Here is a 13,374-nt window from a genome sequence, read left to right as displayed (position 1 = left end):
CAAGGTCGTTCCGATAATCCTATTAGGGTGCAAATATGTTCCAAACCTCAAGTAACGGTGACATATGCAACTTTCTGTAAACCATACTTATATTTATGTTTAAGTCGGTTTGACACAGACTGACACACCTGCGGGAAAAATGAGTTTGCGTCATCCGCGTTCAACACTACAATGGAAGACTCTCAATAGTTAAGGGCTAACGATGAAAGAACTTCGCGATTTAGATTTAAACCTACTGAAACTATTGCAAGCGGTTGTAGAAACACGAAACACACATCAGGCCGCAGACAAATTGGGGATATCACAAACTAGCGTCAGTCGTGGTCTAGCTAAGCTGAGAGAAACGTTTGGTGATCAACTGTTTATTCGTAAAGCTCATGGTGTCGAGCCTTCTGAGCTAGCTGAAAAACTTGCAGAAGCCGCCGATGAAATGTTCACACCTCTACTAAAAGTCGTCGAGTCTTATCAAAATTTCGACCCTCTGCAATTTAAAGGTGAAGTGTCGATCGCAATGAACATCTTCATGCTTGAGCAATGGGGAGATGGTATTTTTAGTGCTCTAAGAGAAGCACTACCTGCTGCCAGTTTTAAATTAGTTTATTGGCAAGAACAAAGCTTAAATGAAATGCTTAATGGCCAAATAGATTACTTGCTCCTTTTTTCTCAGTTCCAATTGCCACAAGAGATTTATCAGCACCGTTTAAAAGAAATAAAACTCAGCCTCATTGCTCGTAAAGATCACCCAGTACTTAGTAAGAGTACCGCCCTAGAAGACATCCATCACCTTCCTATCACTCGGATACTCGCTGACGGGATTAACTCAAAACGCGCCCCGGTTGAAGACTTTTATTTAGCAAGAGGGTATAAAGCAAATATCGTTTTAACGACTCACAGTATTCGAGTTTTACTCAATAAATTAAAACATTCTGACGCCTTGTCTTTTGGTAGTACGTTAGTGACTGAGAATGAGCCCGAACTAAGTTGCTACCCTCTTCCGTCTATTCCAAAAGAGATGAGATCGATTCAAATTAACGGTGGATACCTGCAATCTAAACGTGGTTTTCCACTAAACCAACTGCTGCACCAAACAATACAAAATTTCTTCGATAAGGTGATTCAGCCTGAGAAGTAACTCTTTAACATCAAGTTACTTCATATTGGTCACTTATTTTGGAGCCTCTGGCAAACTAAAACTAATTGATATGCTTACTGAAGAATAAACCAATCTCTTTAAGCGCATCTTCCGATTCAGGCATGTCCGCAACAAGTCCATTCATATAGTCACCATGAGACTGACCATCATAAACATGAAGCTCAGTCTCAACATCAGCGCTGCGCAGTAATCGGTGCATTCGAACCGTGTCACTCAGTAATAAATCACGAGTTCCTGAAATAAAAACAGTGGGTGGAAAAGAATCTATATTTGCGTAAATAGGTGAAATTAGCGGGTTATCCAACGCCTCACCATCAGCATATAAATCAAATGTCGCTTGAATTAATCCTTCACGCTGACCTAATGAATCAAGTCCCTTTAATGTATGCCAAGTATCTGATGTTTCATTAAGATCAACCGCGGGTGTACCAACAAAAAGAGCTCCCGGAGCAGGCAAATTCATCTCTTGTATTTTCAGTGTCGTTGCTAACGTTAAATTACCGCCCGCAGATGTGCCAAAAATTGCACTCGACTCTGCTGTTTGGGTTTTCATTAACTCTTTCCAAACGGCAACGGCATCATCAATTGCAGCTGGAAATGGGTGTAATGGCGGTTGACGATAATCAACTGAAATCACTTTTGCACCAAGACCGTCAGCGACCCAGATAGCTTCTCGTAACGCAGATTCGCCACCACCAAATACAAATGCACCACCATGAATGTGTACTAACCACTTGTCTTTATATTCAGATGAGATCACTTTTGGTGTCACAAAAAAAGTGTCTACTCCTGCAAATTGTTTTGCTTCATACGTTACTTCAAAACGTTCCGCTACCGATTTAGCGAGTTCAACTCCGTGCGCATCAAACATGGACTGAAATTCAAGCCACGCCTCTGTACTTTCAGGGACAGGAATCTCTGGAATGCTGCCTCTACCTTCGATCATTTCAGCAAGCGTTGTCGATATCCCCACAGGCGTTGGAATTGTGCGCTCAGCCAAGTTGATATCAGCGATTGCCGTAGTACTTGAAAGACTAAGTACAAGCGCAGAGACAAGAGTAGTAGGCATTAAATTAGTCGGTATAAATTTGTGTAATGTTCTCATTGTGACTCCAAAGGCGACTTATGAACTGTGGTTTGCAGTTTATTTACGCCATTATTGAATTCAATGAACTTAAAATCGACGAATTAGAGAAATTCAGAATTGGGGCAACAATTGAAGCATTTATGAATTTCTCTAATTCATATTCAACCTCTCCCCACAACCATAGACTATGAGCAAATCACTACCTTATGGAGGATGTAGTGAACATTCGCGAATCAACAACGTTACTAGGACCTTACGATGTTGATATCAACGAGAAGCTCAAATGTATAAGATTTTAAAACAAGAGAAAACGCTGCTCCTCGGTATTTTGACTGTTATATTTTTCAAGACTTTAGGCGAAAACATACTGACCTCAAGTCTCTCAACCCTCTCTTATGTCATCACTACCTCTGTACTCTTTTATGTCGCCATGACCGCCATTTTCGCGGTGGTTCGCCACTCAGATTCCTTAGCAATCAAGTTGGGAGACCCGTTTGGCACACTCATTCTTACACTGTCAGTCATCTCATTAGAAGTGATCATGATCTCCTCTGTCATGTTGACCGGAGATCCGAACCCCGTTCTTGCCCGAGATACGATGTTCGCAGTGGTCATGGCGGTATTGAATGGTTTTGTCGGTATTACTTTATTAGTCGGTGGGATGAAGTATCACACTCAGTCGTATAATTTGGATGGTATTAAGGCGTATTTGGTTGCCATTATCCCTCTCGCAATGCTTTGTCTGATCTTGCCAAATTTTACCAGCAGCAGTGATAACGGAAACATGTCATTCAGCTTGATGGGCACACTGGTTCTCGCATCCATTGCGTTATATGGCGTATTCCTGTTCGTACAAACACGTAGCCATACTCACTTCTTCATTGATGCCGACAATAAAAGTGAACACGACCACCACGGTCCTGTAAGCAGCAATCTATTTCACACTGTCATGCTCATTAGCTACTTGCTCATCGTGATACTTCTAGCAAAAGGGCTAGCTATTCCAATTAACGACAGCATTAGCGTTATGGGCGCTCCAGCAGCCCTTGGTGGCCTTATCGTTGCCCTTATTATTCTTGCTCCAGAAGCCGTTGGTGCCGTGAAAGCCGCTCTCACAAACCAACTGCAGCGTGCTATCAACCTATTTTTTGGTTCGGTATTAGCAACGATTGCACTGACCGTACCGGCCGTTTTACTCATCTCTGGCGTAATGGACCAGCCCTTGAAGTTAGGCCTAGAACCCGCAGAAATGGTGTTGCTGGCCGCGACGCTTCTCATGACCAGCGTTAGCTTTAGCAGCGGTAGAACCAACTCGCTGAATGGTGCGACCCACCTTATTCTCTTCTTCGCTTATTTGATTTTGATGTTCGACTAACACCACGCACAACAGCCAGATCATTCGATCTGGTTGTCACGTCGTTTTATACCATTAAGGAAAAAGTATGAATGAGATATTAGCCGCCATTTGGGTGCAAGATTTTGACACGCTACTTGAGATCAACTCACTCCATATCTTGCTGCTACTGCTCGCTGTTGTGTTATTTCTAGAGTCGAGTTTTGTGTTTTTGCCTCTCCCCGGAGACGGACTGGTATTGTTTGTAGGAGGACTGGTGGGATTAGGTGCTTTGGACTTTTATATCGCCCTGACTGCTCTCAGCGTATCGGCTTGTTTAGGCACGATTGTCGGTTATCTGCAAGGACGCTGGTTAGAAGGTTCACGCTTAATGAACAAAATTGAAGTCGTGCTGCCTGACGATTCATTACCTAGAGCAAGGCGCCTTCTCAATAAATTCGGGTTCCTATCGTTGTTCATATCTCGCTTTATCCCATTCGTTCGTGTTTTAACCCCAATGCTTATGGGTATTGCACGTCTCAGCTTTATCCGCACAGTCATGATCAGCATGACCAGCTCTATCGTGTGGGTGTTAACGCTGCTTTATGCTGGAAAATACATTATGCGTCACCCATTTTTAGCCCAACACCAAGAGCTCATCACCAAATGGTTTCTCTTCACTAGCTTAACGCTGATGGCCATTGCTTTTATCACGCTGTTTGTCCGAATTATCCGCAAACGTAATCACATTGCAGTGTAGCCCATTATATGACCTTAATAACCGTTCCATTACCTAACACTGACGCCGAGCTGCTGTACTCCGAGTTAATTTCAGCAATGCAGTCCGGGACTAGTGATAGCATTATCAAACATATAGAAAGTGCTAACCTAACCGATTTTCCATTCGTGATTAGAAAATTCACCAACGCACAGTGTGAACAGTTTTGGGTGTTGCTTTGTAATCAGCAGCCTAATCTGGCTGCTGACTTTCTGGATTACCTAACAGAGCCAGAGCGTGCACTCTTATTTTCAAACCTTCCTATCGACAGTGCGAAAGACATTCTTTTACATATGCGTTCAGACGTTCGCCGCTCTCTATTACGTAGCTTACCTAAACCACTTCACAAAGCCCTTGAATCCTCACTACCCGAAACTTGGGAAAACGAAGAAAAATCCGCGATGTCTTTTCCTAATGGTTCCGTGGGGCGAATTTGCAAGAATGAGATAATCAAACTAGAAAGCTGGGCAACCATTTCAGACTTAGAGAACGTCTTACGTGAAGGCGAGCAAAGCTCTGAACGAATTGAGTGGCGCTACATTTATTTACACGACAAACACGGTAACTACTTAGGTACGGTCAAAACTAGAGAACTGTTTCTCGCTCAATCTTGGGATAGATTGCTCGATCATATTGATACAAGTGTCCCCACCGTACCTGCAGATTTTGATCTCCAATCATTAAAAAGTGTGCTCGACTCTACCTCACACTCTACCGTTCCTGTCATCGATGAACACGGCTTTCAAATTGGCATTGTTGGTCACACCCAATTAAACCAGGCGTTATATGAAAAATCCGAACAACAACAACGTGAGAGCAGCGGTATATTTGGCGGCGACGAGTTTCGTACCATGCCACTACTCAAGCGTAATATCCGACGCCTCACATTTTTGCTGCCATCGGTCATCTTGAGCTATGCCGCGGTATCGATCATCGCTTCCTTTGAACATATTATCGGACAAGTTGCCTTATTAGCCGCAATTTTACCTTTAGTGGCTAACTTATCCGGTGCCGCGGGTAACCAATCTGTTGCCGTTTCTATTCGAGAATTATCAACAAAGCATATTTCCGCTAGAGACTGGTTATTTGTTGTCGCCAAAGAGTTCCCGATTGGTGCTATCAATGGTCTTGCTATTGGTCTGGTTATTGCTCTACTCATGTTGATTACCCATGGTCAGCAAAGTCATTTATTACCAGTACTTGTTGCTTCGGCCTACACGATATCGTCCACTTTCGCAGTCATGATCGGTGGCGCGTTACCTCTGCTTCTCAAACGCGTAAACCTCGACCCGGCCATGTTATCTAGCCCACTGCTCACCACATTAACCGATGCGATTTCATTCTTTAGTGTTCTGTACCTTGCTCAGTTAATGCTTCTTTAATTTAGTTAGCTAGTCAATCATTTAGTTAGTCAGCCATTTAGTCATTAATTTGATTCGAGATTAAACCGACACCTAATAATTTAACCATCACCCAATGACACAAAAAACCACCCATATTTAAAGGAAACCGTATGCACCTAGAAACGTTATTCACTTATTTAACTCTCACCGTTCTCGGCTTGTTGCCAATGATGAACCCACCAGCCGCTGCAACCGTTCTTCTTGGTTTAAGTAAGGGCCGAGACAAGAGTTATATCGTTTCACAAGCGAAAACCGTTGGGCTTTACCTATTCATCGCCATGTGCATTACTTTTTTCATTGGTGCTTCTGTTTTAGAGTTGTTTAGTATTTCAATTCCGAGCTTACGCTTGGGTGGCGGAATTATCATTTGTGCGATTGGTTTCAACATGCTGTTTCCAAAACCAGAAAGTATGGATGGCAGTGTCGGACAAGATTCTATTGCTTTAGTGCCCCTTACGATTCCATCACTGTGCGGTCCCGGAACAATGGCACTGATCATTAGCCTTGCCGCTGAAATTGCTTCTAGTGAAGAAGAGTTAGAAAAAATAAGTATTTATACAGGAGTGATTGGTGGTTTTGGTGTCGTGAGCTTAGTCGCCGCTTTTATTCTGAGCATGGCTTACCCATTACTTAAAGCTTTGGGCCAAAATGGTATTAACGCGTTTACCCGAATAATGGGTTTTCTGCTTATCTGTATGGGTGTGCAGTTCTTTACTATCGGTATTACAGAAATCGTACAAGACATCAGCGCATTGCTGTAATTTTTCGTATCAAAACCCGCACTGTAGATTGCTTATTGTGTGGGTTTTTCTGTTTAAATGTAGGCACCCAGTTTCCACTCCAACAGCCCACAATACTATCCCCCTCAAAATACCCACTCTAACTCTAATCGCTCGACTTGTTCTTCGTTCTTCGTTCTTCGTTCTTCGTTCTTCGTTCTTCTATGTAAGTGTTCCACTGATCCAGTAAACATTGAACCAGTATATATTGACGGACCAGTAAACATTGGCACCTTTAACGAACATCTTCCCGAGTTTTCATCACAGAGATTCGATAGCAATGTATGAACGTTTTAAGGCGGTCACACTGGTGGTTTTCTAGCTAAATAGTACTGTTTATACATTGATAACAGCACGTATCTTTCATCAAACTTGAGTACTAAATCGTTCACTTCCTCCAGGCTAATACGAATAAAAAAGCTGATACCAACATTATTGGTATCAGCTTAATCCTACACACTCCGGGACGTTCTTTCTTATCCTAATAAAAGGTATTGAACATGTAGATGTTAACGATAGCTTATTCGGTACAACAAGGCATAAATCACAGGCAATACCACTAAAGTTAGTAGTGTAGCAAACCCAAGTCCGAATATGATGGTCACCGCCATCGACTGGAAGAAGGCATCAAACACCAGCGGGATCATACCCAACATGGTAGTAATTGCCGCCATGCACACAGGTCGAACACGACTCACACTCGCATCCACAATTGCACGGTTAAGATTTGAACCTTGGTCGGTTTCGATATTGATTTGCTCCACCAGCACAATACCATTCTTCACAATCATGCCTGATAAGCTCAATAGCCCTAGCAGTGCCGTGAACGAGAACGGAATATTCATTAATAGTAAGCCCGCAGTCACACCAATTAATGCTAATGGTACGGTTAACCAAATCGCCAAAGGCTGACGAATGGTGTTAAACAACAAGACCGTAATCAAGAACATGATCAGATAGCCCATTGGCAATGAACCCATTAGGTTGTTGGTCGCCTTTTGCTGACTTTCATATTCACCGCCCCACTCAAAATGATAGCCCTGAGGGAGTTCAATCGCTTCGATTTTAGGAGCAACCAAACGGCGCAAAGATTCAGCCGTATCATCACCAAATGGCGTCACATCGGCCATAACGGAAATCACGCGTTTAAAGTTACGACGAACAATTAGAGAGTCTTCCGTCGTCAAATTAAAGTCGGAAACAACCTGTGTTATTGGGATATAACGGCTTTGGTCTTGGCTCCACACTTGTAACTCAGGTAATCTATCGATATCAAAACGTTCTTCATCTGGCGCGCGCATCACAATCGGCATGATATGACTACCATCTCTGAACAAGCCAATCTGCTCACCATTTAAATTGCGTAACAAGGTTCTATCAAGATCACTTTTGGTTATCCCAACTCGCCTTGCTGCTGCACCATCGAGTTGCGGTTCAAGCACTTGAGTTTTCTCTCGCCATGAGTGACGAACTGCAGTTGCTTTTGGCTCATTACGCATGATCTCATTCGCTTGAGCAGCAAGTTGTCTCAACACCTGTGGGTCCGCACCATAAAAGCGCGCTTCGACTTTAGCGGCGGGGGCTGGACCTAAGTCCATTAACTTAAACTTGAAATCAATATCTGGATGTAAACTTTCAAGCCTTGCTTTCATCTGGGGTAACATCGTTTCGATCGCGGCTAAGTCTTTCGCTTCAACAATCAATTGCCCGTAACTGCTATATGATTTTTCAGGTGCATAAGTCAGAATAAATCGCTGAGCACCCGCACCTACGACGGTTGTAACATTATGAACATCATTAAAGCCGCTCACGGTACGTTCAATTTGCTTTAAGCGTCGTTCTGTTTCACGAACGTCTGTGCCTTGTTGCAGCCATACATCCACATAAAAAATTGGCGTATTCGATGGCGGGAAAAAAGCTTGTTTTACAGAGCCAAACCCGATCACAGCAGAAATAAGTAAGACCAGAGTGATGACCATAGTCGCGACACGGTTTTTTAGTGCGGTATTAAGAACCGTGCGATACAGGGTAAATATCAACCCTCGATAAGGATCGATATGCTCTGACTCACCTTTGGCTATTTCTTCTTTAAACATCAGTTCGCAGAAGAACGGCGTTAACGTGATAGCAAGCACCCAACTTAGTAATAAAGAAATCGCTAATACTTGGAATAAAGACCCTAAGAAATCCCCCGTTGCATCGGCAGACAAGCCAATCGGGGCAAATGCAATAATACCAATCAGTGTTGCACCAAGCAGCGGCCACTGGGTCTGTTTAACAACGGATTCAATGGCTTTACGTTTGGTCAATCCACGTTTCAGGCCGATTAAGACACCTTCAGTTATCACTATCGCATTATCAACCAGCATCCCGAGTGCAATGATCAACGCACCAAGTGAAATAATTTGAATCTCAACGCCTAGAAGACTCATTCCAATGAAGGTACCGAGGATAGTCAGTAATAAAATAGCCCCCATTAAAATGCCAGAACGCAAGCCCATCGTAAATAACAGCACGACAATAACAATCAATACCGCTTCGACTAGGCTCATCACAAAGTCAGATACCGATTTATCAACCGCATCGCCTTGGTCGTACACCTTGTTTAATTCAATCCCGATTGGGCGAGCAAAATCGAGTTCAGACAATTTATTACTGACACGTTCACTCACATCAACCACATTGACGCTGTTCGCAAACGAGATCCCAAGAGAAATGGCTTGTTCACCATTGCTACGATACAAGGTATAAGCTTTATCCTGAAACTGGCGGCTTACCTCTGCGATATCACCTAATTGGATCAGGTCATTGCTTCCCGGCGGGCTAAATTTAAATGACTTTAACGCTTCAATTTCATTAAACTCACCAGAAGAATGGATTCGGATCGATTGTCCATCAAGTAGCAAATCACCACCGTTAGACACCATATTCTGATTTTGAATCAAACGAGAAAGCCAAGCAGGATCAAGATTCAACGTATTAAGATCTTGCTGAGCAATTTCAATCACAATGTGTTCAGAGACTAGCCCGGCCAAGTTAACTTTCTTTACCCCTTTAATGGCAAGAAGCTCACGCTGAAGGTATTCACCGTAATTTTGTAGTTCGCGATAAGTGTATTCATTACTCGTAATGTTGTAGAGAATGCCATACACATCGCTAAAATCATCAATGACTTGCGATGGATTCACTCCCGGTGGCATTCTCGGCTGAATATCATTCACCTTACGACGTAATTCATCCCATACCTGAGGTTGTTGTTCTGCTTGTATGGTCTCTTTTAATATCACCGCAATCTGAGACAGCCCAGCACTGGTAAAAGATTCGACATCTTTGACATCTTCGAGCTGAGAAATCGCACGCTCAAGCGGTAAGGTGACCTCCTCCTCAACTTGCATTGCAGAAGCACCAGGATACGTGGTGTTAACCATGGCTTGTGGAATAGGGAATGCTGGAAATTCCAATTGCCCTAAACCACGAAAAGAAAGCACACCGCCCACCAATAAAATGGCAACGACGAGCCAGCTTATGACTTTGTTTTTAATTGCGTAATTAGTTAGGTTCATTATAAACCTCGCTCACGAACGATGGGTGTAACTCTCATCCCCTCTGACAATTGACTGACACCAGCACTCACCACATAGCTATTCTGAGAGAGATCTCCAGAAACAATCGCACCACGCGCCGACACTCCTTGAATGGTGATATCTAACGAAGAAACTAGCCCGTTTTGAAATACCCAGACTTGAGGTTGACCAATCAGATCATTGTCTAAAATGGCGCTAGCAGGAACGACAAAACGTTGAGCACTTTGCTTATCGGCAATGATTTTATCGATATCAAGGTGTAGCGTTGCTCCCATACCTGGATACACCGTATGGTTATCTTTTGGCGCGACCAGAGTAAAGGTCACTTCATAGCTTTGTGTTCCTGCTGTTGCTTGCGTTTTATGCTGTTTATAAGTCACAGGGTAGGAAACCGACGACCCATTAAAGGTCGCTAAGGGCTGATAAGATGGGTCAATTCTCTTAGCATCCATCTGGCTAAGTACGCTCTCAGGTAACTGGATCGTGACATCTATCATTTCATGATCTTGTAAAAGGACGATACCTTGGTGAGCTTGCACTTGTTGATGGTTTTCAATGTGAGTTGTTGCAATTCGACCACTGTAAGGCGCAGTAATGACGGTATCTTTCAACCTGTCTTGTGCAAGCTGTAAAGCTCCCTGTGCAACTTGAAGACGAGCTTGAATGCCATCAAACTCCGCTTGAGCCAATAGGTTCTTTTTCATCATTTGGGTCGCTCGATCTAATTCCCTTTTGACTAAATCAAACTCCGATTTTTTCAATGCGACTTCAGTTTTAAAATCTCGCTGATCAAGCCGAGCAATGACTTCGCCTTTTGTCACTCTTTGCGATGGCTTTAAGTTAAATTCCACCACTTCACCACCCACCCTGAAGGCAAGTTCAACTTCCTTAGACGCAGAAACTTGGGCAGGGAAACGGCGTATATCTTGATGACCCACGGTTTGAACTTCAGTCAAACGAACAGGGCGAGGAGTGTCACCTATCAGTGGTGAGTCTTCGGTCGAACACCCCGTCGACATAAGTAAAACAGAAAAAGAAAGAAGTATGCGTGAAGGACGAATACGAGGCATGGATATCTCCAAAGTAGCTTAAATATTTGACGCTACTTTGGAGTAAACTGAAGGCAAACACGATGAATTAGAGAAATTCAAATTAGCGGAAATCACCTTAAGGTAAAACTTTTAATTTTAACCATTTCCATTTGCGCGAACCGCTGAACTTTTGGCTGGGTACATAATGCTGTCTTTGATTCCATCTTTAAATTCATAGCTAAAGTCTGGGAATGGGTAGTTATTATTATCTAGCCACTGATTTACCGTTTCGGTCGCTTTCTCTTTGAGTTCATCATCAATAGGGTTAAGTGCCTGCGTCAGTTGGTATTGATTAGAGAATGCCAACTGGGCACCTACCGCTTCAACTTGCTGCATCACCGAAAACATCACATCTTCTTGCACAGCAAGAAACTCTTCATGATCTTTGCATATAATATAAGCGAGTATATCGATGTGTATCGCAAACTCACCAACACCCACAAACCTTGCTCTAACTGGCTCTTCATCGAGTCTAGGATGTTGTAATAACAGCCGCCTAATACCAACAACCAGAAGTTTGAGTTGGTCTTGAGTTAGCTCTGACCGCAACCTCAAGCGGTGGCTCATTCTACGCTTATCACGACGCTCTAGATTATCAATTTCCATGTTGGCAAACTCGGAATTAGGAATAGTAATTAATGAACGTTCTAGCGTTCTAATTCTCGTAGACCGTAACCCTATGCTCTCAATCGTCCCTAGATTGTCGCCATAACGACAAAGCTCGCCAATTTTAATTCCACCATCAGCATACAAAGTCAGTCCATTAATCACGTTTTCCAGTACAGGACGAATGGCGAGTGCTACCGCCAAACCACCAACCCCTAAACCCGTCACGATCGGGGAGATAGAGAAGCCCATAAAATCGACCACATAAATGCCCAAGATGGCAATCGTGAGGCCACCAAAAATACGCGCGAGTACCGTAATTAAAGAGGAGTCAACATACTTACCTTCGTGTTTATTAAATACATACAGCTCAGCAAAGTAATTGAAGATGGTCATGATCAACCACGCAACGAAGAAAAACTGGCCAATCAAAAAAGAGGTAGACAAAAACTGGTAGATACCTCCAGTGATCCATATTCCGTCATCAATCACTTTTCGGGTAATAAACAGGATAAAGACGACCCCAACCAAAGATAACTGGCGGCCAACTTGCCATTTCAGTCCATTTCGATACCAATGTAAGTTCCAACGTTCGCCAAGCGAGAAGCTTAACTTAATCATAAATCGACATAACAAAAAGACGCCCACTAAAGCGAACCACTGCCAAAGAGGAATCGATGCGTATAAGGTATTAAAGCTTTCTGGTAAAGATTTGATCAATGATATTGAAAATAGCGGGCCTGGGAGAATTAAAAACTCATGGTACAAATCAACGTCATGTTCACTTTTCTTCGTAGACGCTGAGATCAGGCGATACCATTTCGATAAGCTATTAATGGAAGTGGTCGTAAATAGATATTGGCCAACCTTCTCACCATTCGTCTGCCTAGCAATCAAAATGTCTGTATTAGCGAGACGCCATTGGTGACCAGTGTCACCCGCTAGTGATGCCATTTCTGAAGGATGTAATTGAACGTCTTGGCCTAACCTATTTAGAATTTCGTGCAGCAAAATGATTCTTTCCATCACAACCACGGTTCGACTGCGATTGGGAAGGTTTGACAGATCCATGGTACGCGTTACTTGGGCATAAGCATGTTGGGCTTCAGGTAAATCGAGCTGCTCAAGCTGCCAATAATGGATCACGTGCTCAGAATACTTAATAAAACCAGACAGAGTGCTATTGGGCGTTGAGGTATCCACAAAACCGGGCTTGTCTTGCCCGTGAGCGAATGAACTAAACCAAACAATTTGGATTGAAAAGAAAAGTGTTAAAAGTCGAGCGACCATAATTGACCTTTGATTTAGTAGAGATACCCTCTCAGAGAGCATACGATTCTTACCATCAATATGATTAGTAAGAATAAAAAGTGGAATAACTCAAGAATGGTTCACTATCAGTTCGAGCAATAATGAATTTCTCTAATTCATGGGATTTGTGAAGTAGTTATGCGATAAATAATCATCAATAATCGATGGAGATAAACCATGAAATACTTCCCACTTATTACCGTTATTCTTGGTTACTTAATTTTCATGTCATTTCTAACGTTACGAATA

General features: G+C 42.9%; 9 protein-coding genes. 5 read left to right on the top strand and 4 right to left on the bottom strand.

All coding sequences use genetic code 11. From position 1 onward, the window contains the following. Positions 1–202 precede the first annotated feature (202 nt). Positions 203–1,132 (top strand): LysR family transcriptional regulator, encoded by a 930-nt coding sequence (locus AB8613_RS19965; protein ID WP_372385757.1) that lies wholly within the window; start codon positions 203–205, stop codon positions 1,130–1,132. A gap of 61 nt (positions 1,133–1,193) precedes the next feature. Here AB8613_RS19965 and AB8613_RS19960 read toward each other — a convergent pair whose 3' ends face one another. After that, positions 1,194–2,258, bottom strand: a complete 1,065-nt coding sequence (locus tag AB8613_RS19960; protein WP_372385756.1) for an alpha/beta hydrolase — start codon at positions 2,256–2,258, stop codon at positions 1,194–1,196. 265 nt (positions 2,259–2,523) lie between these two features. Between AB8613_RS19960 and AB8613_RS19955 the strand changes: the two genes are divergently transcribed. The 4 genes from AB8613_RS19955 (at position 2,524) to AB8613_RS19940 (ending at position 6,515) form a co-directional block, all read left to right on the top strand. Then, on the top strand, positions 2,524–3,615 hold the full coding sequence (locus AB8613_RS19955; protein WP_372385754.1) for a calcium:proton antiporter: 1,092 nt from the start codon (positions 2,524–2,526) through the stop codon (positions 3,613–3,615). 67 nt (positions 3,616–3,682) lie between these two features. Beyond that, positions 3,683–4,333 (top strand): DedA family protein, encoded by a 651-nt coding sequence (locus tag AB8613_RS19950; RefSeq protein WP_372385752.1) that lies wholly within the window; start codon positions 3,683–3,685, stop codon positions 4,331–4,333. Positions 4,334–4,341: 8 nt separating this feature from the next. After that, positions 4,342–5,733: a magnesium transporter gene (locus tag AB8613_RS19945; RefSeq protein WP_372385751.1), complete on the top strand. Its 1,392-nt coding sequence runs from the start codon at positions 4,342–4,344 to the stop codon at positions 5,731–5,733. Between the two features lie 131 nt (positions 5,734–5,864). Next, positions 5,865–6,515: a MarC family NAAT transporter gene (locus tag AB8613_RS19940; RefSeq protein ID WP_327784756.1), complete on the top strand. Its 651-nt coding sequence runs from the start codon at positions 5,865–5,867 to the stop codon at positions 6,513–6,515. 527 nt (positions 6,516–7,042) lie between these two features. Here the strand turns inward: AB8613_RS19940 and AB8613_RS19935 are convergent. From AB8613_RS19935 to AB8613_RS19925, 3 genes are all read right to left on the bottom strand, one after another. Then, complete coding sequence (locus AB8613_RS19935; RefSeq protein WP_372385750.1) at positions 7,043–10,096, bottom strand: efflux RND transporter permease subunit; 3,054 nt, start codon at positions 10,094–10,096, stop codon at positions 7,043–7,045. Beyond that, the gene (locus tag AB8613_RS19930; protein WP_285953809.1) at positions 10,096–11,187 is read right to left on the bottom strand and encodes an efflux RND transporter periplasmic adaptor subunit; all 1,092 of its coding nucleotides are present in this window, start codon (positions 11,185–11,187) and stop codon (positions 10,096–10,098) included. The genes AB8613_RS19935 and AB8613_RS19930 overlap by 1 nt, the downstream gene beginning before the upstream one ends. 117 nt (positions 11,188–11,304) lie before the next feature. Further along, complete coding sequence (locus AB8613_RS19925) at positions 11,305–13,104, bottom strand: mechanosensitive ion channel family protein (RefSeq protein WP_372385748.1); 1,800 nt, start codon at positions 13,102–13,104, stop codon at positions 11,305–11,307. Positions 13,105–13,374: the final 270 nt, after the last annotated feature.

Source organism: Vibrio sp. BS-M-Sm-2, from assembly GCF_041504345.1.
Lineage (GTDB): Bacteria > Pseudomonadota > Gammaproteobacteria > Enterobacterales > Vibrionaceae > Vibrio > Vibrio satsumensis.
The sequence above is the reverse complement of the archived record's forward strand: the minus strand, read 5'-3'. Positions and strand labels throughout refer to the sequence as shown.